The organism is Burkholderia sp. BCC1208 (genome assembly GCF_902833095.1).
Taxonomy (GTDB): domain Bacteria; phylum Pseudomonadota; class Gammaproteobacteria; order Burkholderiales; family Burkholderiaceae; genus Burkholderia.
Window position 1 is genome coordinate 322,650 of the sequence record NZ_CADFDY010000002.1, and the last position, 21,533, is coordinate 344,182.

The 21,533-nt window shown below is 65.5% G+C and carries 17 protein-coding genes and 1 tRNA gene; 5 read left to right on the forward strand and 13 right to left on the reverse strand.

Going from position 1 to position 21,533, the window contains the following annotated elements:
* Positions 1-155 precede the first annotated feature (155 nt).
* Both HWX09_RS06300 and HWX09_RS06305 read right to left on the reverse strand, forming a co-directional pair.
* Positions 156-1,283, reverse strand: coding sequence for a hypothetical protein (locus HWX09_RS06300; RefSeq protein WP_027782657.1), 1,128 nt, complete (start codon positions 1,281-1,283; stop codon positions 156-158).
* Between the two features lie 154 nt (positions 1,284-1,437).
* The gene (locus HWX09_RS06305) at positions 1,438-1,926 is read right to left on the reverse strand and encodes an HrpB1 family type III secretion system apparatus protein (protein WP_027782656.1); all 489 of its coding nucleotides are present in this window, start codon (positions 1,924-1,926) and stop codon (positions 1,438-1,440) included.
* A 1,047-nt stretch (positions 1,927-2,973) separates the two neighbouring features.
* Here HWX09_RS06305 and HWX09_RS06310 point away from each other — a divergent pair.
* Complete coding sequence (locus HWX09_RS06310; RefSeq protein ID WP_155257315.1) at positions 2,974-3,591, forward strand: hypothetical protein; 618 nt, start codon at positions 2,974-2,976, stop codon at positions 3,589-3,591.
* 304 nt (positions 3,592-3,895) lie between these two features.
* On the opposite strand, the gene HWX09_RS06315 is transcribed toward HWX09_RS06310, so the two are convergent.
* From HWX09_RS06315 to fdnG, 7 genes are all read right to left on the reverse strand, one after another.
* A tRNA-Sec gene (locus tag HWX09_RS06315) sits at positions 3,896-3,991 on the reverse strand.
* A gap of 30 nt (positions 3,992-4,021) precedes the next feature.
* Complete coding sequence (gene selB / locus HWX09_RS06320) at positions 4,022-5,947, reverse strand: selenocysteine-specific translation elongation factor (protein WP_027782655.1); 1,926 nt, start codon at positions 5,945-5,947, stop codon at positions 4,022-4,024.
* Positions 5,944-7,383: an L-seryl-tRNA(Sec) selenium transferase gene (gene selA, locus HWX09_RS06325; RefSeq protein ID WP_027782654.1), complete on the reverse strand. Its 1,440-nt coding sequence runs from the start codon at positions 7,381-7,383 to the stop codon at positions 5,944-5,946. Before selA ends, selB begins: the two co-directional genes overlap by 4 nt.
* Before the next feature lie 74 nt (positions 7,384-7,457).
* Entirely contained in the window at positions 7,458-8,393 is a 936-nt protein-coding gene (gene fdhE, locus HWX09_RS06330; protein WP_027782653.1) for a formate dehydrogenase accessory protein FdhE, read from the reverse strand.
* 108 nt (positions 8,394-8,501) lie between these two features.
* A complete protein-coding gene (locus HWX09_RS06335) occupies positions 8,502-9,128 on the reverse strand; it encodes a formate dehydrogenase subunit gamma (RefSeq protein WP_027782652.1) in 627 nt (208 codons plus the stop codon).
* Positions 9,125-10,039 carry a formate dehydrogenase subunit beta gene (gene fdxH, locus HWX09_RS06340; protein WP_027782651.1) on the reverse strand — a complete coding sequence of 305 codons (915 nt, stop codon included), beginning with the start codon at positions 10,037-10,039 and terminating at the stop codon, positions 9,125-9,127. Before fdxH ends, HWX09_RS06335 begins: the two co-directional genes overlap by 4 nt.
* Before the next feature lie 10 nt (positions 10,040-10,049).
* The gene (gene fdnG, locus HWX09_RS06345; RefSeq protein WP_143751655.1) at positions 10,050-13,121 is read right to left on the reverse strand and encodes a formate dehydrogenase-N subunit alpha; all 3,072 of its coding nucleotides are present in this window, start codon (positions 13,119-13,121) and stop codon (positions 10,050-10,052) included.
* Between the two features lie 154 nt (positions 13,122-13,275).
* On the opposite strand from fdnG, the gene HWX09_RS06350 reads away from it, so the two are divergent.
* The 3 genes from HWX09_RS06350 to HWX09_RS06360 all read left to right on the forward strand — a co-directional run bounded on the left by HWX09_RS06350 (position 13,276) and on the right by HWX09_RS06360 (position 16,683).
* On the forward strand, positions 13,276-14,232 hold the full coding sequence (locus tag HWX09_RS06350) for a YihY/virulence factor BrkB family protein (RefSeq protein WP_027782648.1): 957 nt from the start codon (positions 13,276-13,278) through the stop codon (positions 14,230-14,232).
* Positions 14,233-14,652: 420 nt separating this feature from the next.
* Positions 14,653-15,810, forward strand: a complete 1,158-nt coding sequence (locus HWX09_RS06355; RefSeq protein ID WP_027782647.1) for a porin — start codon at positions 14,653-14,655, stop codon at positions 15,808-15,810.
* A gap of 399 nt (positions 15,811-16,209) precedes the next feature.
* Positions 16,210-16,683: a VOC family protein gene (locus HWX09_RS06360; RefSeq protein WP_027782646.1), complete on the forward strand. Its 474-nt coding sequence runs from the start codon at positions 16,210-16,212 to the stop codon at positions 16,681-16,683.
* Positions 16,684-16,785: 102 nt separating this feature from the next.
* Here HWX09_RS06360 and HWX09_RS06365 read toward each other — a convergent pair whose 3' ends face one another.
* The gene (locus tag HWX09_RS06365; RefSeq protein ID WP_051421367.1) at positions 16,786-17,628 is read right to left on the reverse strand and encodes an AadA family aminoglycoside 3''-O-nucleotidyltransferase; all 843 of its coding nucleotides are present in this window, start codon (positions 17,626-17,628) and stop codon (positions 16,786-16,788) included.
* A gap of 274 nt (positions 17,629-17,902) precedes the next feature.
* Complete coding sequence (locus HWX09_RS06370) at positions 17,903-18,352, reverse strand: HU family DNA-binding protein (protein ID WP_027782645.1); 450 nt, start codon at positions 18,350-18,352, stop codon at positions 17,903-17,905.
* Between the two features lie 257 nt (positions 18,353-18,609).
* On the opposite strand from HWX09_RS06370, the gene HWX09_RS06375 reads away from it, so the two are divergent.
* Positions 18,610-19,728 carry an acyltransferase gene (locus HWX09_RS06375; protein ID WP_027782644.1) on the forward strand — a complete coding sequence of 373 codons (1,119 nt, stop codon included), beginning with the start codon at positions 18,610-18,612 and terminating at the stop codon, positions 19,726-19,728.
* A gap of 385 nt (positions 19,729-20,113) precedes the next feature.
* Here HWX09_RS06375 and galU read toward each other — a convergent pair whose 3' ends face one another.
* Together galU and HWX09_RS06385 are read right to left on the reverse strand one after the other, a co-directional pair.
* The gene (galU, locus tag HWX09_RS06380; RefSeq protein WP_027782643.1) at positions 20,114-21,001 is read right to left on the reverse strand and encodes a UTP--glucose-1-phosphate uridylyltransferase GalU; all 888 of its coding nucleotides are present in this window, start codon (positions 20,999-21,001) and stop codon (positions 20,114-20,116) included.
* 230 nt (positions 21,002-21,231) lie between these two features.
* Entirely contained in the window at positions 21,232-21,375 is a 144-nt protein-coding gene (locus HWX09_RS06385; RefSeq protein ID WP_162836110.1) for a hypothetical protein, read from the reverse strand.
* Between the last annotated feature and the right edge of the window lie 158 nt (positions 21,376-21,533).

Below are 21,533 nucleotides of genomic sequence, written 5' to 3' on the forward strand. Positions count from 1 at the left end.
TCGGGACGTCGGTTGCGCCGGTAAACAACGAAGCGGCCGCGCTGCGGTGTTTCGCAGCGCGGCCGCCGATTGTCGCCGATCATCGCTTCCTGCAGCCCCCGATCAGCGGCCGCTCGGGCCGCCGATCGGGATGATCGCCGGAACTGCCGGCGACGTTACTTCGTACTGACGCCGGCGATCGTACCCGTGTGAATGCCGGTGATGTTCTCGAAGGCGACCGCGGCGCGCGTCTTGCCCGGCGTCAGCACGTTCGCGCCGCCCAGCGCATCCGAAAGCGCCTTGCTCGCGTCGTGGCTGATCTTGCCACCGCCATGCGCGTTCGCCGTCTGCTGCAGTTGTGCGCCGATCGCCGCCGCATCCGACTGGCTCAACTTGCCCGACTTCACCGCGTTGGCGAGCGTCTTCGCCGCGGCATTGCCGTCGCCGTGCGACAACGCGCTTTCCATGGCCTGGAAGTCGGCACCATCCTGCGCGTTGAAGTTGGCCAGCGCCTTGCCTTCGTCGGCCATCTGCAGCGGCTTGCCGTCCTTCAACAGGTCGCCCGTACCGGGTGTGAAGCCTGCCGTCGCGCCCGTTGCCGGCAAGCCGCCCGTCGTCGGCAGCGTACTGGTGTTCGCCGGAAAACCGCCCGTGCCAGGCAAGCCGCCGGTCGTCCCCGGCTGCCCCGCCACGCCGCCCGCGCCGCCCGTTGCGTTGCCCGCCGCACCGAGTCCGCCTTGAGCCGCCCATTGGAAATTGCCGACCCCGGACTTGCCGTCGGTGCCCGCCACGTCGTGCGTCTCGATCTGCTGGTAGGCACCCGGGTTCGCGAGCATCGTCTGCGCCGCTTGCTGCACCGTGGGCGGCGTGCCGCCGTCGGCGTTCGACGCGAGTTTGTACATCGCGTTCGGGTCCGACGCACTGATGCCATGCTGCCCCATGTACGAGGCCAGCACGCCCGCCGCGTTTTGCACCGTCATCCCCCCGGTGCCGCCCGGCATGGCGCCTGCGCCCCCCATGCCGCCGGGCGTCGCCCCCACACCGCCGGGCGTTGCCCCCATACCGCCGGGCATTGCGCCCGCGCCGCCACCGGGCATGCCGCCAGCACCGCCGGCGCCGCCCGGCATGCCGCCGGCCTGCCCGTTCTGCCCGGTCTGCATCTGCTGGAGCAACTGGCTAATGAGGCCGATGAGATCCTTGAGCACGTCCTGCGTCGAGCTCGCCGAGGCACCGTTGGTCAGCCGTTGCAGGTAGCTCGCCGGATCGGTGGGGTAGGTGGTCATACTCGGAACGTTCAGATTCATGATGTCTTCTTCCTGTCGGGTAAGTGTTTGCGTGACCGTCGGTACTACGAGGCAAAGTCAGTCTAGGTTGCTGCCGCTGCTACAAGCGCACCGATGCGAAGGCCGCAATTGAAATGCGAATCGCCCGGCGCGCGGAAAAGGTGAAAACAGCTGCTCATGCGCGGACCCACGTCATCGACGCGGAGAATCCGCTGTTGTCGGCCGGCACGCCGTGCGTGCTCGCCGGTGCGTCGGTGGACGCAGGCGCTCGAACGCTGGCGTCGAGCTTTGCGGCACGCTCGAGCAGACGCGCGCCGATCTTCGCGCCCTCGATGCTTTCGCGCTGCTCGGCCGCGCTGAGCGCATAGCTGTGCCACAGCGGGTCTTCGAGGCCGAAAAGACACACCGCCATCAGTGCGGCATGAAGCCCCGAGCGCTTCGCTTCGGTGTCGTCGTCTTCGAGCACGCGGCGCGCGTCGCCCCATGCCTGGCGCCGGACGTAGCGCCACGCGGCGACCGTCCCCGCCCCGGGCCACCTGGGCCAAAGCACGCGGATCGCTTCGAGGAGATCCTCGAAGTCGGCTTCGTCGTCGAGCTGCGAAGCCGTCCACAGCACCTTGGTTAGGCCGCCGGCAATCTCATCCCTGCATCCTGTGTAAGTCACGATGTCCTCGTCTGCTGGAGTGCTGCAATCAAAAAGCGCACGGCGGCGCTGCGCACAGCCGTGCCGCGCTTGCTGTCGGCTCGTGCGTCGTGGGCGTCCCCTGGCGGTTAGTCTCTTGTATCGGGTCGGCTTTCGCCGACGCGATGCGAACGGAACGATCGGGATGCGAAGAGAGCACGGAGAAGAAAACCGACCGCGACGGGATCGATCGGTGCGATAGGCCGGATCGCTCGCCGTGTATCGAAAGGCGGGGACTTGCTCGATGCCCGGCGTCGAAGACGCCCCGCCACCGGTCGATGCGCGCCGGCCATCGGCCACGCTGTGCCCGTCGAATCGCCCCCGGCGACCGACGCAGCGTCCGCACGCAATCGGCTCATAAAATGGAGCGGTCACCACGGACACGAAGCGCTGTCCATGGAATGATGCTCGACGTGCGAACGCTTCGTCGAGCGTGGCAACACAAGTTGTCGGTGATCGACGTACCGGGCCGGATTCGCGCCGGTAGTAAGCAGATGCAATCTTTAGTTGCACTACTTCCAGTCAATTGCCGCTTTCAGATTGAAGCGTTCTCTGGTTCGCGTTTCATGCTTTTATTGCGCGTGAGCGAGGCTTCCGGGTCGGCCTACATCATTAATATCGGTAGTACACCTTGTGTTAACCGGAGAAACCCACATGACGGGCAACAACAGCTTTCCTCGAGTGACGTACGGCAACCAGGCTTACACGACTGATTTTCATGAACCGTACCCAGCGCCCGGCTCGGGGGCAGGGTCGGGGACTTGGCCCGCCTCTCACACGCAGCCTCCTATCCATGGGATGCCGCCGGCATTCCACGGGCGTCCATCTTCTGCGCCAACGACGACCGATCCCGCGTTTGCCGCCTCCTATAGCAGCGTAAGGCGAAACGGTGTCCTTTCTCAAAACCAGATGCGAGATCGGAACATTGCATTTAATCAATCACACGACGGTCGAGTGGAGCGGAACGATATTGATGTTACCCGGATACAGGGTAGCTCGGACCCTCAACAGCGGGAGCGCGCCGCGCGCATGGCTCTGGAAAATCCTGCGCATGGGGCGCTGTCCGTCGCGCTCGAGCGCCATGGATACGGCCGGCTGCATACTGAAACACACGCGCCATCAACGGAAGAGGTGCTTCGCTCGTTGAGTCCCGAACAACGTAAGGATTTTGAAGAATTGGTGAATGGCGGTATGGAGCCTGAGCAGCTTCTCGCGATGATGGCGAGGAATCAACAAACAACAGGTTTGTCACCTCACGGGCAATCTCAGGCCTACCATCGGATGCAGAATACTTTTATGGTGACAGCGCACGCAAGTGCCCCAGCGGCATATGCATCCCCGTACGAAGACACCCGTCACGGTATTCCGCCGTCAGAGTTTCGTGGCGTTTACGTCCCGCAATCGCATGCGCACACCGCTCGTCAAGTTGATCGGGAATTAGCCGCGCGTCAGTCGGTATATCCGCAGGCCGTCGTCGTGCCAGATCGGCCCGGAATGAACCCGTATTATCAGGCGCCGAATGGGAGCGAACATCAGATCCATGGTGTTCAAGCTCCTGACTATTACAATGCCCTCAGAGCCCAGCTCAGTTCCGAGGAAGACTATGACGCGCACATCGTGAAGACCGGTATTCAGCGCGGATGGTAAGAACGCCTTTAGCCAATCGGCAAGGAACGTTGAGAGCGTAAGGCATGACCTTGACGTCCTCCCTGTCTGAAGGCAGGGAGGACGTCAAGCCCATTGCACATCTGATCGGAATCAGATTGCCCGTGTCGCACGCTCATGAATAGACGGTGTGCATCGAGCGCTCACCGCCAGTACGATGGTCCATGACTGTTTCAGCGTCGAATATTGCCTTGATACGGCCGCGTACGCGACGTGCGGTCGCTGGCTTCGTCCATATCGGTTGGAGGAGCCGCCGAAGCCACCGGAATGCGCACGAAGCCATGATTGGCGGAAGGCAGCCAGAGTCGAACTGACCCGGGAGTGTCTGACACCCCCAACCGGGTTTGAAGCCCGGCCGTACCACCGGATACGAATGCCTTCCGCGGAGAAAAAACACAAGAACGACGAGCGCCTACGCCTGAATACCCACCCAACCGCTGTCAGGCCGCAGGTAGTGAAGATCGCGGCGGAAGCGAGTATACCCAACCCGATCGAAGAACTCGAGAATCTGGATCGCGCGCTTGCGACCGAGGCCCGTCGCATCGCGGAACGTCGCCGCATCGAGCCCGCCGCCGCGCAACGGCGCGAGATGCGCGACCAGTTCCGCCAGTTCGCGCGCGACGTCCGCATGATAGAACAGGTCGCGCACGACCTGATGCACGTCGCCGCGCCGTGCGAGCTTGCGCAGCAGCGCGCGCACCGCGTCCTCGGCCGTGCCCGTATCGCGGGCCAGGTCGCGCACCCACGGCGGATCGAAGCGCCCCGCGTGGATCAACGGCAGCAGTTGCCGCGCCAGCGCTTCCTCGCGCGGCTCGAGGCTCACCGAATGCGACGGCAGATGCAGCCACGGCCCGCTGCGCGCGACTTCGCCGCCGGACACCAGCGCATCGACGAGCGCCCGCCACAGCGCATCCCCGACGAGCGGCGCAGCCATTCGCCGCAGGCGTGCGGCGTCGAGCCCTTGTTCGTCGGGCATGCGTTCGTGATACACGCGCAGCGTATCGACCGCCCGCGTCTGCAACGCACGCCAGTGCGCATGCGCAATCACCGCGCCTTCGTTCGACGCGGCATCGCGTTGCCCGATCGCCAGCGCATCGCCAGGCAACGCCAGCGCATCGGGTGCGAATCCCGTCAGATGCGTGAGCGTCGCGCGCGCAATGCCGAGCGGCGCCTGCGCGAGCAGCGCATCGAGGCGCCCTTCGTCGAGCCACGTCGCGAGCGCATCGAGCCATGCGCGGCGCGCAGGCGTGCGGCGCTTGCGCGCCGGCCCGAACGGATCGAGCACCCGGCCGCCGCCGACAGTGCGCGTCGCCTGCGGATTGCGGACGATGAAGCGGTCGCCCGGCAGTGCGAACACCGGCTCGTCGAACACCAGTTGCACACGCATCCGCTGGCCGGCCGCGAGCGTGTCGCCGTCGAGCAGCGCGACATGGGCCATGCGATGCAGCGTGCCGAGATGCACGTGCAGCGGCGCCCAGTGGGTCAGCGTCAGCCCCGCGTCCGCGAGCAGCGTCAGCTCGACGTCCAGACGCGGCGACGTCGCGACGAGCCGCGCATCGGCGACGGTGTCGCCGCGCTCGACGTCGGCCTTGTCGACGCCGGCCAGGTTCAGCGCGCAACGCTCGCCCGCATGGCCGGCCTCGACCGGCCGGTTCTGCGCATGGATGCTGCGCACGCGGGCCGCGCCGCCCGTGCGCACGATCGCGAGCGTGTCGCCCGTCGCGACGCGGCCCGCGAACGCGGTACCCGTCACGACGGTGCCTTGCCCGGCGAGCGTAAAGACGCGATCGACCGCGAGCCGGAACAGCCCGTCGTCGCGACGCGCGCGCCATGCGATCGCCGCGTCGGCCAGATGCTGCTTCAACGTGGTGACGCCCGGATCGTCGGCCACCGTCGCACGCGTTTCGAAGATCGGCACGCCGGCCAGCGTCGAGTCGTGCAGCCACGCGGCGATCTCGTCGCGCACCTCGGCAACGCGTGCGGCATCGACGCGATCGCATTTCGTCAGCGCGACGGCGCCATGCGTGACGCCGAGCAGTTGCAGGATCGCGAGATGCTCGCGCGTCTGCGGCATCACGCCGTCATCCGCGGCAATCACGATGAGCGCGAAGTCGATGCCGCACGCACCGGCCGCCATCGTATGAATCAGCTTCTCGTGGCCCGGCACGTCGATCAGGCCGAGCACGTCGCCGTTGTCGAGCGGCGTATAGGCATAGCCAAGCTCGATCGAGATGCCGCGCGCCTTCTCTTCCTTCAGCCGATCGGTGTCGACGCCCGTGAGCGCGCGCACGAGCGTGGTCTTGCCGTGGTCGATGTGTCCCGCGGTGCCGACGATCATGCAGCGGGCCCCGCGAGCGGCACGCATTGCGCGACGAACGCCGCTTCGTCGGCCGCTTCGAGGCAGCGCAGGTCGAACCGCAGCGCGTTGTCGGCCACGCGGCCGAGCACCGGACGCGGCCATTCGCGCAGGCGTTTTTCCAGCTGCATGAGCGCGCGGCCGCCGCGCTTGCCGTCCGCTGAGCGCACGACGAGCCCGGCGCTCGGCAACTGGTCGACCGGCAGCGCACCGCTGCCGATCTGGCTGAACATCGGCTCGACCGTCACGTCGAAATCGCTGCCGAGCGCGGCCTGCAGCGCCGGGCGCATGCGTTCGGCGGTTTCGGCGATCTCGCGCTGCGGGCGCGTCAGCAGGCGCAGCGTCGTGAGCCGGTCGCGCAGGAATTCGGGTGACTGATAGAGGCGCAGCACGGGTTCGAGCGCCGCGAGCGTCAGCTTGCCGACGCGCAGCGCACGCTTGAGCGGATGCTTCTTGATCTTCGCGATGAGCGCACGATCGCCGACGATCAGGCCGGCCTGCGGGCCGCCGAGCAGCTTGTCGCCGCTGAACGTGACGACGTTTGCGCCGGCCGCGACGGTTTCCTGCACGGTCGTCTCGTGCGGCAAGCCCCATTGCGACAGGTCGGCCAGCGTGCCGCTGCCGAGATCGACGGCGATCGGCACCCCGTGCTCGCGCGCGAGCGGCGCGAGTTCGGCGAGCGTCGTCTCCTTCGTGAAGCCGCTGATCGCGTAGTTGCTGCAGTGCACCTTCATCAGCAGCGCCGTGCGCGGGCCGATCGCGTCCGCGTAGTCGCGCAGGTGCGTGCGATTGGTCGTGCCGATCTCGTGCAGCTTCGCGCCGGCACGGCTCATGATGTCGGGAATGCGGAACGCCCCGCCGATCTCGACCAGCTCGCCGCGCGACACGACCACTTCCCGCTTCGTCGCGAGCGCCGACAGCGTCAGCAGCACGGCCGCCGCATTGTTGTTGACGACGGTCGCGGCTTCCGCGCCCGTCAGTTCGCACAGCAGATCGTCGATCAGGTGGTCGCGGTCGCCGCGGCGGCCGGTGGCGAGATCGAACTCGAGGTTGACGGGCCGCGTGAGCGCGTCGACCACGGCGCGCACCGCGTCGTCGGGCAGCAGCGCGCGCCCGAGGTTCGTGTGCAGCACGGTGCCGGTCAGGTTGAACACGGTGCGCACGGCGCTCGCGCTCTGTGCGGCCAACGTGTGCGCGACGGCCGCGGCGATGCGCGGCTCGTCGAGCGGCTCGGCCGCCGCGGGATCGTGCTGCGCCGCCGTGCGCCAGCGTTCCAGTTCGGCGCGCACGGCATTGAGCACGCGCGTGCGGCCATAGTCCGCGACGAGCGGCTGCAGCGGCGCCGACGACAGCACACGTTCGACCGACGGCACGCGCGCCAGCACGGCATTCAGTTCATTCACTCCCGGTTCGGTCACGTCGTGGTGGCTCCAGTCTCATGCTTCGCAGTCGGCCGGGGCCGGCGCTCGCGCACCGCCCCGGCCCCGTGCCGTCAGTCCGCTTCGCGCGACACGTCGGGCCACAGCAGCGGGTTCGGCGAACTGCGCTGGTAGCCGGCCTCGTTCATCAGCAGGTCGAGCGTGAGGCTCGCGAGATCGTCCGCGAGCGGCTCGAACTCGTAGTCCTTCTCCTGATAGCCGATCTTGCGATAGGTCTTGCACTCGTCGCACGATTCGGCCTTGATGGCTTCGCTGCCGCCTTCGATCCCGTGATACGCGATGCCCTTCGTCGAATCGCAGTGCGAGCACTTGGTGCGCACCATGTGCCACTCGGTCGTGCACAGCCCGCACTGCAGGAAACGGTAGCCCTGATACTGGCCGCCGACGCGCACCACGCTCGCGACCGGATGCGTGCCGCACACCGGGCACAGCCCCGGCTGGTCGAGATACGGGACATCGGCCGGCGTCACGCGGCTCGCGAGATCCGTCCACGCGACCTGCAGCGCGGCCATCAGGAATGGCGCGGTGGCCGGGTCGACCTCGGCGAAGCGCAGCGCGAGGACAGCATCGGCCTGCGCGTCGAGTTCGGCGGGCGCCATCAGGCGCAGCCGGTCGAGCAGCTTCGCGAGCGGCGGATTGACGAGCCCGGCGCTTTCGACGCGATCGAGCAGTTCATACAGCACGGCACGCCAGCGCGAATCGCGCTCGCCGTCGAGCGCCGGCACGAGCGGCATCGAATGTTCCTGCGCGCGTGCGATCGATTCCTTCGACGGCAGCGGCAACTCCAGCGTCTGCAGCGTCGCGTGCTGCGCGTCGGCGACGGTGGCCATCAGCCGCAGGTAGCCGCTGATCGGGTTCAGGTCGGCAAGCTTGCGCAGCCGCGCGGCGCGCGCGGCGAACGCGGTCGCACGCTCCGGCAGGCGAAAGCGCGGAATGGCCGAATGATCGAGTGCCGAGATCTCGGTCGGCTCCAGAATGCGTTGTGTCACGAAAATGTCTTCCAAAAAACTAAGCGCCGACGAATCGGCGCTTTCGGGCGATTCCGGCGGTGGGCGGAACGATACGCCGCAATCGGCTTACCGCCCCGCTCCGCTGCGTTACTTCACGCTTTCACGGAACCACTTCGGGTGATGCTTGCGGGCCCAGCCCAGCGTGACGGTGCCGCGCACCATCGCGCCGATCGAACCCTTCACCCACAACGCCGCGTAAATGTGCACGATGATGCTCGCGATCAGCACGAAGGCCGCCACGGCATGCACGACAGCGGCCGCGCGGATCACCCCGATCGGGAAGTAGAACGAGAAGTAGCGCCGCCAGATCACGATTCCCGACAGCAGGAGCAGCAGTAGGCACGCCACCAGCGTGAAGAATAGCAGCTTCTGCCCGGCGTTATAGCGCCCGACCGGCGGCAGCTTGTCTTCCTGGTTGGTCAGCACGTCGTCGATCTGCCTCAGCCACTGCCGGTCGTCCGCGTCGAGCACATTGTGGTGCCAGAAGCGCACCACGAGGATCGCGAACGACACGAACATCACGAGACCGACGAACGGGTGCAGGATCCGCGTCCACTGGCCGCCGCCGAACAGCGCGGTGAGCCAGAACATCGACGGATGAAACAGCGCGAGCCCGGACAATGCGAGCAGCACGAACGTGATCGCGGTGATCCAGTGGTTCGTGCGCTCGTTCGGCGTGTAGCGGACGATCAGGTTGGGGTCGTCGTGGTTCATTTCGCGTCCTCCTTGATGCGTCGCGCTTCGTCGCGCGCGGCCGATTCCTCTTCGTCGCTCACCTCGTTCGGACCGACGCGGACGTAGTGGAAGAATCCGGCCAGCGCGGTCAGCGCGAGGCCCGCGACCGCGAGCGGTTTCGCGATGCCCTTCCACAGCTTCACCATCGGGCTGATCGACGGATTGTCGGGCAGCCCGTGGTACAGCGACGGTTTGTCCGCGTGATGCAGCACGTACATCACGTGCGTGCCGCCGACGCCCTGCGGGTCGTACAGCCCCGCATGCTCGAAGCCGCGCTCCTTCAGGTCCTCGATTCGCTCGGCCGCGTGCTGCTTCATGTCCTCCTTGGTGCCGAACACGATCGCGCCCGTCGGGCAGGTCTTCACGCAGGCCGGTTCCTGTCCGACCGCGACGCGGTCGGAACAGAGCGTGCACTTGTACGCGCGATGATCCTTCTTCGAGATCCGCGGCACGTTGAACGGGCAACCGGTCACGCAGTAGCCGCAACCGATGCAGTTCTCCTCGTGAAAATCGACGATCCCGTTGTTGTACTGCACGATCGCGCCCGGCGACGGACACGCCTTCAGACAGCCCGGATCCTCGCAGTGCATGCAGCCGTCCTTGCGGATCAGCCACTCGAGGTCGCCCGCCGGGTTCTCGTATTCGGAGAACCGCATGACCGTCCAAGAATGCTCGGTCAGGTCGGCCGGGTTGTCGTACACGCCGACGTTGGTGCCGACCTCGTCGCGCAGGTCGTTCCACTCCATGCATGCCGTCTGGCATGCCTTGCAGCCGATGCACTTCGATACGTCGATCAGCTTCGCGACGCTCCCGGTCACCGGCTCGCGCACCGTAGGCGGTGGCGTCGTGGTGGCCGAGACCCGCTTGATATCCAGCGATTGCAATGCCATCTCTTCCCCCTTACGCCTTTTCGACCTTCACCAGGAACGACTTGAATTCCGGTGTATAGGAGTTGCCGTCGCCCACGGACGGAGTCAGGGTATTGGCGAGATAGCCGGGCTTCGTCAGGCCCTTGAAGCCCCAGTGCAACGGGACGCCGACCGTCTGGACCTTCTTGCCGTCGACCGTCAGCGGCTTGATCCGCTTCGTGACGAGGGCGACCGCGATGATGTAGCCGCGCTTGGACGACACCTTCACGTGTTCGCCATGCGCGACGCCGACTTCCTTCGCGAGGTCTTCGCCGATCTCGACGAATTGCTCGGGCTGGATGATCGAGTTCAGCCGTGCATGCTTGGTCCAGTAGTGGAAATGCTCGGTCAGCCGGTACGTCGTCGCGACATGCGGGAACTCGGACACCTTGCCGAACGACGCACGATCGTCCGGGAACACGCGGGCGGCCGGGTTGTTCAGCGCCAGCGGGTTGTTCGGGTGCAGCGGATTCGCGGCGAGCGGCGTCTCGAACGGCTCGTAGTGCTCGGGGAACGGACCTTCGTTCATCGCCGCGCGGGCGAAGAAGCGCGCGACGCCCTCCGGGTTCATGATGAACGGCCCCATCCCGTTTTCGGGCGGTTCGTCCACCTTGAAGTCCGGCACGTCCACGCCCTTCCACGCGCTGCCGTTCCAGCCGACCAGCTTGCGGGTCGGGTCGAACGGCTTGCCGGCGACGTCGCACGAGGCGCGGTTGTACAGGATCCGCCGGTTCGCCGGCCACGCCCACGCCCAGTTCAGCGTCTGGCCGATGCCGGTCGGGTCGGAGTTGTCGCGCCGGCCCATCTGGTTGCCGGCCTGCGTCCATGCACCGCAGAAGATCCAGCAGCCGCTCGCGGTCGTGCCGTCGTCCTTCAGTTGCGCGAACGCGGCGAGCTGCTCGCCCTTCTTCACGAGCGGCTTCGCCGGATCCTTCGGATCGGGCAGATCGGCGAGCGCTTTCCCGTTGAACTCCATCGCCAGTTCTTCGGGCGTCGGGCTTTCCGGATTCGCGTACGGCCACGTCAGGTTCACGATCGGGTCCGGGTACTTGCCGCCGTCCTTCTGGTACAGCTTGCGCATGCGCAGGAACAGCCCCGACATGATCTCGAGGTCGCTCTTCGCTTCGCCCGGCGGCTCGGCGCCCTTCCAGTGCCACTGCAGCACGCGGCTCGAACTCACGAGCGAGCCGTTTTCCTCCGCGAAGCAGGTGGTCGGCAGGCGGAACACCTCGGTCTGGATCTTCGACGCATCCACGTCGTTGTAGTCGCCGTGATGCTTCCAGAACTCGGACGTCTCGGTCGCGAGCGGATCCATGATCACGAGCCACTTCAACTTCGCGAGACCTGCCGCCGTCTTCACCTTCGACGGCGCCGCCGCGAGCGGATTGAAGCCCTGACAGATGTAGCCGTTCATCTTGCCGGCATTCATCAGTTCGATCGCCTGCAGCAGGTCGTACTGCTTGTCCAGCTTCGGCAGGTAGTCGTAGGCCCAGTTGTTCTCGGCGGTGGCCGCGTCGCCCCACCACGACTTCATGAAGCTGACGTGGAACGCCTTGTAGTTCTTCCAGTAGCTCAACTGGTTCGGCCGCAGCGGCAGCTGCACGCGCTTCTTGATGTACGCGTCGAAGTCCTGCTCGGCCTGCATCGGCAGCGTCATGTAGCCCGGCAGCAGGTTCGACATCAGCCCGAGGTCGGTCAGCCCCTGGATGTTCGAGTGACCGCGCAGCGCGTTCATCCCGCCGCCGGCGATGCCGATGTTGCCGAGCAGCAACTGCACCATCGCGCCGGTGCGGATGATCTGCGCGCCGATCGAGTGGTGGGTCCAGCCGAGCGCGTACAGCACCGTGCCGGCACGGCCCGGAACGGCCGTGGTCGCGAGCATCTCGCACACCTTCAGGAACTTGTCCTTCGGCGTGCCGCAGACCTGCTGGACCATGTCCGCCGTATAGCGCGCGTAGTGCTGCTTCAGCAGGTTGTAGACGCAGCGCGGATGCTGCAGCGTCGGATCGACCTTCACGAAACCGTCGTCGCCGCGCTCGTAGTCCCAGCTCGACTTGTCCGGGTACGCGTGCTTGTCGGCGTCGTAGCCGGAATAGATGCCGTCGTTGAACGCGTAGTCCTCGCGCACGATGAACGAGAAGTCCGTGTAGTTCTTCACGTACTCATGCTGGATCTTGTCGTTCGTCAGCAGATAATTGATGACGCCGCCCAGGAAGACGATGTCGGTGCCGGTGCGGATCGGCGCGTAGTAATCGGCCACCGAGGCCGTACGCGTGAAGCGCGGGTCGACGACGATCAGCCGCGCCTTGCGGTGCGCCTTCGCCTCCGTCACCCACTTGAAACCGCACGGATGGGCCTCGGCTGCATTGCCGCCCATCACGAGAATCACGTCCGCGTTCTTGATGTCGACCCAATGGTTCGTCATCGCTCCACGGCCAAACGTCGGGGCAAGACCTGCCACCGTCGGGCCATGTCAGACACGCGCCTGATTGTCGAATGCGAGCATCCCGAGACTGCGGATGGTCTTGTGCGTCAGGTAGCCGACCTCGTTGCTGCCCGCGGATGCGGCCAGCATGCCGGTCGTGAGCCAGCGGTTGACCTTTGCGCCGTCCTCCGCCGTCTCGACGAAGTTCTCGTCACGGTCGGCCTTCATCAGCTTCGCGATGCGGTCGAGCGCGTCGTTCCACGAGATGGGTTCCCACTTGTCCGAGCCGGGCGCACGATACTCGGGATGCGTCAGGCGGTTCGGGCTGTGGATGAAGTCGATCAGGCTCGCGCCCTTCGGGCACAGCGTGCCGCGATTGACAGGGTGGTCGGGATCGCCTTCGATGTGGATGATGCTCGGTTGCGCATTCTTCGCGCCGTCGCCGAGGCTGTACATCAGGATGCCGCAACCCACTGAACAGTAAGGACAGGTGTTGCGCGTTTCGACTGTGCGCGCCAGTTTGTACTGTCGGACCTCGGCCAGCGCTTCGGACGGAGAAAAGCCCATCAGGGCAAGACTCGATCCGGCAAGCGACGTGGCCGTCACCTTCAGGAACTGGCGCCGGGACATTTGTAGCATGGCGGTCTCGGCGTTATTGTGGGGTGGGGGGAAACTGAAAGGAATTATAGACAGTTCAGGCAACTATGATCGAATCCTCGGATCAATACCGATTTGTCCGATTAACCTGCGATCAAACTCCGATGATCCGCGTTCCGCGCGCAACCGAACCGTCATGAAACGACAGATCACTTCCGAAGCCACCCGTCTCGCCCAGCAGCAGGCCAACTGGGCCCTCACCGCGTTCAAGCGCTTCTCGTCCGATCGCTGCTCCGCGATGGCCGCGGGCATCGCGTTTTTCTCCGCGTTCTCGCTCGCGCCGACCCTCGTGATGGTGATCGCGGTGGCCGGCTGGTTCTACGGCGACGACGCCGCGCGCGGCCAGGTGTTCGAACAGGCGCACCAGTTGATCGGCGACGACGCGGCGGCCAGTATCCAGACGATCGTGCAGAACGCGCACCGCGCGGGCGAGCGCGGCGGCCTCGCCACGCTGATCTCGTTCGCCGCGCTCGCGGTCGGCGCGTCGGCCACGTTCGCGTCGCTCAGCGCGGCGCTCAGCGTGATCTGGCCGGCCACCGAAAGCCGCTGGTCGAGCATGCTCGGGCTGGTGCGGGTAAGACTGATCTCGTTCGGGCTCGTGCTCGGCGTCGCGTTCCTGCTGATCGTGTCGCTCGTGCTCGACACCGCGATCACCTTCATCGGCACCTGGCTGCTGGGCAATTCGCCGTACGTGGTCGTCACGAACCTCGTGCAGTTCTTCGTCGGCATCGCGGTGCTCGCGGCCGCGTTCGCGTCGTTGATGAAGTTCCTGCCCGATGCGCGCGTCGCGTGGCGCGACGCCGCGATCGGCGGCATCGTGTCGGCGATCCTGTTCTCCGGCGGCAAGAAGCTGTTCGCGCTGTACCTCGCGCGTGCGGGCACGGCGAGCGCGTTCGGCGCGGCCGGATCGTTCGCGGTCCTGCTGATGTGGCTGTACTTCTCCGCGGTCGTGCTGCTGCTCGGCGCGGAATTCGCGGCGGCCCGCGGCAACGCGCATCGGGCGGCCGAGAATTCGGCGCCGGGAGCGCCCGCTCAAGCTGCCGATCAAGGCCATCAAGCCGGTCAAGCGGAAAATCGCCCGCGCGACGACTGATTCACCCGCCCGCTGAAAACGGCCGCACATCGATCTCTCTCGCGCCCCCGGCACACTCGCTCGCGCCTTCACAACCCCGACGTCCGCCGCGCATTCACGCGGCGTCGGCGCTTCTTGCCACGTCGACGCGCACGTACCTGCAACCGCAAACGTTTGCACACCCTCGTTTTCCTGCTGCAACGGGCCGAAACAGGGGGTCTGCCGACATGCGCATCAACTATTGAAACAATCGCAGCGCAGCAATTGTCAACTATTTCATAAACAGGAACAGTTGCTGATGTGCTTGATATATATAGACTTTTTCCCGCTGTTACCTTTTCGAGACACTTTATTTTTTAAGCTTTCTTGCGTGTATGGCACTGAGCTATTCTCCAATCCGCAACAAATAACGATGAATCACTTGCGTGGAGAAACTCAACGATGAAGAAACTTGCTCTCTCGACCCTCTCGCTCGCCCTGCTGGGCGCTGCCGGCGCTGCTCAAGCTCAGTCGAGCGTGACGCTCTACGGCGTGATCGACACGTCGATCACCTACGTTCACGGTAACGATGGTCAAGGTAACAATTCGTGGTCGATGGGTAGCGGCAACCTGCAAGGCAGCCGCTTCGGCCTGAAGGGTTCGGAAGACCTCGGTGGCGGCCTGAAGGCGATCTTCCAGTTGGAAAACGGCTTCAACTCGGCATCGGGCGCACTGGGCCAAGGCCAGCGCATGTTCGGCCGCCAGGCTTTCGTCGGCCTGCAAAGCGACCAGTACGGTACGCTGACGCTGGGTCGCCAGTACGATCCGCTCGTCGACCTGGTTCAGGCAGTCACGGCTGACAACTACTTCGGCAGCGTGTTCGCCACGCCGGGTGACGTCGACAACAACGACAACAGCCTGCGCGTCAGCAACGCGATCAAGTACACGTCGCCGGTCTGGGCAGGCCTGCAGGTCGAAGCGATGTACGCACTCGGCGGCGTCGCCGGCGCAACCGGCAAGGGTCAGACGTGGGCGGCAGCGGCAGCGTACAACAACGGCCCGCTCGGCCTGGCTGCCGGCTACTTCCACGCGAACAACTCGGCTCCGCTGAGCGCAACGGGCCAGCGCACCGGCTGGGCCGGCACGTCGGACGCGATCTTCGACGGCTCGGGCACCTTCATCAACAACGCGTACTCGTCGGCATCGTCGATCGGCATCGCGCAAGTCGCTGGTCAGTATGCATTCGGCCCGGTGACGTTCGGTCTCGGCTACAGCAACGCGCAGTACAAGGCTGATGCGAACTCCGGCTTCGGCACGAACCAGAAGTACAACACGGGCCGCGCATTCGTCACGTACCAGGCATCGGCACCGCTGCTGCTGGGCGTCGGCTACATCTACACGAAGGGTAGCGGCCAGACGGACGCCAAGTACCACCAGGTTTCGCTCGGTGCGGACTACTCGCTGTCGAAGCGTACGGACATCTACCTGGTTGGCGCGTACCAGCACGCAAGCGGCCACAACGCCGACGGCAGCGATGCGCAAGCGTCGGTCGGCTCGTACGGCATCGCCGGCAAGAGCTCGCAGGAAATCGTCGCACTCGGCCTGCGTCACAAGTTCTAAAAACGAAGTATCCGGCGTGCATGGCGTCTCCGACGCCTTGCGCACCGACCTGGAAAGCCAGCCCCGGTTTCGGCCGCGGCTGGCTTTTTTTTCGTCCGGCTCCGGCCGGCGAGGGGCCGACATCGCCTGCAGGGCCGCCGCGCGAAAGCCGACGCTCCAACCATGGGTCGGCGGGCTGGCAGCGGCGCCTGACGGCTGCAATGCACCCGCAACACCGTTCCCCCAGCCCAAAGAGGTCGCCGTTTCTCCGTAGGACGACTACCATCCGCACAGCCGGCGTCGCCGGGCTCGATCGATGCGGGATTTGTTTGCGCCGCGTGTCGATTCCGGCAGGCGTCGTCCGTCGTATCGATGGCGGCATACGGTTTGCCCCGAACCCATACAGACAGGAGATTCGTCATGACGATTCAGAAGATCACGCCTTTTCTCTGGTATTCGACTGAAGCCGAAGAAGCAGCGGCCTTCTATGCCGGCATCTTTCCGGATTCGCGCATCGTGCGCGTCACGGCGGTGCCCGGCACCGACGGCACGCGGATGGTCGAATTCGAGCTGTTCGGACAGCCATTCCTTGCGATGAGCCACCCGCGCACGGAAGCGTTCAACCATTCGATCTCGCTGCTCGTCAGTTGCGCGGACCAGGCGGAACTCGACCGCTACTGGAGCGCCCTGCTCGACAACGGCGGCACGGCCGACGGCTGCGGCTGGCTGAGGGATCGTTATGGCGTGTCGTGGCAGATCGTTCCGGAAGCGCTCATCCCGATGATGGCCGACCGCGACGCGGTCAAGGCGGGGCGCGTGGCCGCCGCGATGATGCAGATGACCAAGTTCGACGACGCCGCGCTGAAGGCCGCCTTTGCGGGCACGGCGGGCTGACGACCGGCGGCGGGCAACGCTTATGTGACGCCGCGCCGGGCCGGGCCGCCCGCATGCACGCGGCTCGACGGTTTGCGCATGGAGCCGGCTCGCAGGCGTTCGCTATCCGTGGCCGGCCGCTGAACCGGTAGCGTGCATCGTGGGCGCCCGTTGCTCCGCCGACAGCATCGACTCGACCGTCCGCCGCGCGTAGCCGATGAATTCGGCCAGCGGCTCGCCCGACAGGATCGTCGCGCCCGCTTCGCCATCGAGATAGGCAGCACGTGCAGCCGCTACAACCGGCCGGTGCACGTCCGGCAAGCGCTCCAGCACCCATGTCGCGGCGACGTCCTTCGGCGCGATCCTGCCGGTCGCGGCGCTGTACCAGATGCGTGCGAGCGCGAGCACGACGTTGCATTCGTCGCCGCGCCAGTCCGGTTCGGCCTTCCACTGTGCAACGGTCGCAAGCAGCGCGGCGACGAAGTCGCGCGCGGGCACCGGCTCGAACAGCACGTTCGCGGGCGGCCCGACCAGCGCGACACCGTGCTGTCGCACCTTCGTCAACAGAATGGCCAGATCGTGATCGACCAGCGGCGGCTCGACGATGCCGGCTTCCAGATCGCTGCGCAGCCATTCGCCGAACTGCAGCTCGCGTCGCGCCGGATGGCGCCACGGCACCACGTCGCCGTGTGCGATGACGGTGACCTCCAGCGCACGCATGTCGCCGCCGCAACCGAGCGGTGCCGACGCGCCGAGCAGGTCCGACATCAGCGCGCGCCGCACTGCTTCGTCCGGGCGCACCGCTACCGTCACCAGCAAATCGATGTCGCTGCGCGGTTTCAGGCCGCCGTCGAGCGCCGATCCGAACAGGTGGATCGCTTGCAGCGTCGCACCGAGCTGCCGTTCGATCGCGGCGCATGCGGCGACGACCTGTCCGGCGATGTCGTGCGGGATGAGGTCAGTCACGATGGCGAACATGGCGATGCGCTCGCAACGGAACGCGACGAAACAACGCGGCGCGCGAACGAAAGTTGCCGCTCGGCGATGCGGATGCGAATGCGAATGCGCGGCATGCGATCCGCCGCCCATCCTGCGTCGGGCAAACCCGTCATCGCCGGGCCGGCTATTCGCCGCCGCGCGATTTGCGCAGCGCAATAAAAATCCCCGCACGCTGTCGCGTACGGGGATCTCGGGACATCGCAACGGCTGCCGACTTGCATTCGGCAGTCGTTGCGCGGCATTACGCTGCCGCGTCCTTCAGCTTCTTCAGCGCACGTGCCTTCACGCGCACGCTGGCCGGCTTCGCCGGGAACCAACGCTCTTCGCCCGTGAACGGATCCTTGCCGAAGCGCTTCTTCTTCGCCGGCACGACTTGTGCCGTGATCTTCAGCAGACCCGGCAGCGTGAACTCGCCTGCGCCCTTCTTGTGAACCGAGCCCAGCACGACGTTCTCGAGTGCGACGAGAACTGCCTTGACCGCCTTCACTTCGACAGCTGCGCGCTCAGCGATGTGCGTTGCGAGCGATGCCTTCGTGAACTTGTCCTTCAGCGGCGTCGGAGCAGCCGGTGCTGCCTTCGCGGCAGCCTTCTTGGCCACTACTTTCTTCGCGGGCGCAGCCTTTTTGGCAGCCACTTTCTTGGTGGCCGGTGCGGCAGCCTTCTTGGCCACCTTTTTTGCGGAAGTCGCCATGTTTCTCCTACCAGGTGTGGTCGTTGGATACACGAAGCGTGCAACGCGCGCGCTTCAACGCCGGATTCTACAAGCGCCTTGACGCTTCGTGCAGTACTTTTATGCGTTTTCACGGGGTTTCCCGCAGGTTTTGTTGCGCGCGACCGACTTCATCGACGCTCGAGCGTAAAAAAACACCTTCACGTATACGTCCGAACGCGAATTACGTTCGATATTTGCGCACCTATACTGGGCTCGCTCAATGCCCGGATGCCTCCATGCGCGAAGTCAGATACGTCAAAGGACTCGACGGCCTGCGAGCCCTCGCCGTCATCCTCGTTTTCCTGTCCCACAAGGGCCATGTCCTTGCCGTCGACGTCGGCAAGCTTGGCGTGTGGACGTTTTTCCTCATCAGCGGATTCCTGATCGTCGGCGAGCTGCATCGCAACCGCCAGGCGATCGAGCGCGGCACCATGACGCGCCGCCACGCGCTGGCGCTGTTCCTCGCGAAGCGCGCGCTGCGGATCTTTCCCGTGTATTACCTGCTGCTCGCGGCGCTCGCGATCGCGCACGCGCTGTTCTACCAGCGCGGCGTCAACCTCGGGCTCGCATGGCACGCGGCGTTCCTGTCGAATTACTGGATCGGCGTCGTCAAGGACGGCTGGCCGGGCTCCACGTCGCACTTCTGGAGCCTCGCCGTTGAACAGCAGTTCTATCTGATCGCCCCCCTCGCGCTGCTCGCGGTGCCCGCCGCGCGACACGTCGCGCTCGGCATCGCGGCCGTCGCGCTGTGCGCGCTCGCGCATCTCGCGCTCTACCTGTCGGACGCGTCGCCGGTGCTGATCTACGCGTTTTCCCCGTGGAATTTCGCGTTGATCGCGCTCGGCGGCGTCGGCGCGATGGCGCTCGCCGATCGCGGCGCGGCCGCCGCGCGCCGCGTGCCGCCCGGCTGGCTCGGCGCGGCCGGCGTCGCCTTCTTCCTCGTGCTGCCCGCCTGCACGGCGTTGCCCGATGCGGTCGCGGGGCTCGCGGATCTCGGCCTGTCCGTGTCGCTCGGCGCACTGATGCTGTGGATCGTCAGCGAACCGGAGCATCCCGTCGTCGCGCTGCTCGATTGGACGCCGCTCGCCTATCTCGGCACGATCAGCTACGGCTTCTATCTGTTCCACAACCTGATTCCGGCGCGCTTCGGCGTGCTGCCTGCGTCGTTCGCCCACGTGCCGATGCCGGACATCGTCCGCGACGCGCTGCCGGAAATGCTGCAATTCGCGCTCGCCGTGCTGCTCGCGCACCTGTCCTGGCGCTATCTCGAGAAGCGCCTGCTCGACTTCAAGAAGCCGATCGCCGCGATGCTGGCCCGGTACTTCGCCGCGCAGCCGAGCGCGTCGCCGCGCTGAGCGGCACACGGGCGCGGCGCGCGGCCGAGGCCGAGGCCGAGGCCGGATCGCAACGCCGCGATACCGGTGACGACGCCCGGCGGCCGATGGCATGACAGCCGATGCCGCGTCATCGGGCAACACCGGCGCAAGCGTCGTGCAGACCGCCCCCCCATCCACCGATCCACTCGCCCGGCGAATGCTTCCGCACCGGTTTCACGCGCGACGTCCCCCGTCATCGGCACGCTTCGCGTGCCGCGTGCCGCCACCTTCCGGACATTCCCCGCACCACATGCAGACGTCGCGCACCATGCTCGTGCGCCCGCAAAAACAAAAAAGCCCCGGCGCGCGAGCGGCCGGGGCCAACGGAACAACCACCACCTGAAACGACGGAGCGCGCGGCCGCTTAAGCGACGGCAGCCAGCGCGGGCAAACAGGTACGCAGGTACGCCTCGAATTCGCGGCTCACTTCCGGATGCTGGAGCGCGAGCTCGACGGTTGCCTTCAGATAGCCGATCTTGCTGCCGCAGTCGAAACGCGTGCCGTAGTAGCGATACGCGAGCACCTGCTCGTTCGCGAGCAGCGACTGGACGGCGTCGGTGAGTTGCAGTTCGCCGCCCGCGCCCGGCTTGAGCTTGCGCAGGTGATCGAAGATCGTCGGCATGAACACGTAGCGGCCGACCACGCCGAGGTTCGACGGTGCATCCTCGGGCGCCGGCTTCTCGATGATGCCCGACAGCTTGATGATGTCCTCTTCCCACTCCCGGCCTTCGACGACGCCGTACGAGCGGCTGTCCTCGCGCGGGATCGTCTCGACCCCGATCACCGAGCTGTGATAGTGGTCGAACACGTCGACGAGCTGCTTGAGCACCGGCTGTTCGCCGTGCAGCAGGTCGTCGGCGAGGATCACCGCGAACGGCTCGCCGTGCACGAGCTTCTCCGCGCACAGCACCGCGTGGCCGAGGCCGAGCGCTTCCGGCTGGCGCACGTAGAAGCAGTTGACGTGGCTCGGCTTGATGCCGCGCACGAGCTCGAGCAGCTTTTCCTTGCCGCGCGCCTCGAGCTCGGCCTCGATTTCGTACGACTTGTCGAAATGATCCTCGATCGCGCGCTTGCTGCGCCCGGTCACGAAGATCATCTCGGTGATACCGGCGTTGATCGCTTCCTCGACCGCGTACTGGATCAGCGGCTTGTCGACGACGGGCAACATTTCCTTCGGGCTCGCCTTCGTTGCCGGGAGGAACCGCGTGCCGAGACCGGCAACGGGAAACACGGCCCTGGTGACTTTCAACATGTTCGCATCCTGATAGCGTTGACTGCACCGCGTCGACCCGCGACCCGGCGCGATTGTGTTCCGAACGGCATATCGAGAATCGACGGCACCGCCAATTCCACTCCGCTCATTTTCGATATGAACTGGTTGCCCAATTATTTCTGAAAAAATATAATCGTTTCAAGCCGGTCGATATTGCCGAACCGATTGCCGAAGCAGAAACAAATTACCGATTTTCCAGATACAAATTCTTACGATTCGAATTCCTCGATATAGGGCACGCCGCCCCGCTCGAAGCCCGGGCGGATCGGTTCGTTCTTCAGCGCCTCGCGGTACGCCGACAGCACGACCATGACCAGCAGTACTGCAGCGCTCGCGATCCAATGCATGTCCATCTTGCCGCTCCTTGCATCAATCAACTGGAGCTTCAAATTATCAGAAAAAAATCGGCAAATAATTTGAGCTCGTCGAGAGCCTGCTTTCAGACCGGGATAAATCCATGATGTGGAATACCGGGATTTCCGGGGCGAGATTTTTTTATTCATTGACCGAA

What these genes read in the sequence shown, in the direction of transcription:
- HWX09_RS06360 (WP_027782646.1), top strand. Translation starts at nt 16,210, where the DNA reads ATGACGATTCAGAAGATCACGCCTTTTCTCTGGTATTCGACTGAAGCC.
- HWX09_RS06335 (WP_027782652.1), bottom strand. Translation starts at nt 9,128, where the DNA reads ATGAACCACGACGACCCCAACCTGATCGTCCGCTACACGCCGAACGAG.
- HWX09_RS06355 (WP_027782647.1), top strand. Translation starts at nt 14,653, where the DNA reads ATGAAGAAACTTGCTCTCTCGACCCTCTCGCTCGCCCTGCTGGGCGCT.
- HWX09_RS06350 (WP_027782648.1), top strand. Translation starts at nt 13,276, where the DNA reads ATGAAACGACAGATCACTTCCGAAGCCACCCGTCTCGCCCAGCAGCAG.
- selB (WP_027782655.1), bottom strand. Translation starts at nt 5,947, where the DNA reads ATGATCGTCGGCACCGCGGGACACATCGACCACGGCAAGACCACGCTC.
- HWX09_RS06375 (WP_027782644.1), top strand. Translation starts at nt 18,610, where the DNA reads ATGCGCGAAGTCAGATACGTCAAAGGACTCGACGGCCTGCGAGCCCTC.
- HWX09_RS06385 (WP_162836110.1), bottom strand. Translation starts at nt 21,375, where the DNA reads ATGGACATGCATTGGATCGCGAGCGCTGCAGTACTGCTGGTCATGGTC.
- HWX09_RS06310 (WP_155257315.1), top strand. Translation starts at nt 2,974, where the DNA reads ATGGCTCTGGAAAATCCTGCGCATGGGGCGCTGTCCGTCGCGCTCGAG.
- fdxH (WP_027782651.1), bottom strand. Translation starts at nt 10,039, where the DNA reads ATGGCATTGCAATCGCTGGATATCAAGCGGGTCTCGGCCACCACGACG.
- HWX09_RS06300 (WP_027782657.1), bottom strand. Translation starts at nt 1,283, where the DNA reads ATGAATCTGAACGTTCCGAGTATGACCACCTACCCCACCGATCCGGCG.
- galU (WP_027782643.1), bottom strand. Translation starts at nt 21,001, where the DNA reads ATGTTGAAAGTCACCAGGGCCGTGTTTCCCGTTGCCGGTCTCGGCACG.
- HWX09_RS06370 (WP_027782645.1), bottom strand. Translation starts at nt 18,352, where the DNA reads ATGGCGACTTCCGCAAAAAAGGTGGCCAAGAAGGCTGCCGCACCGGCC.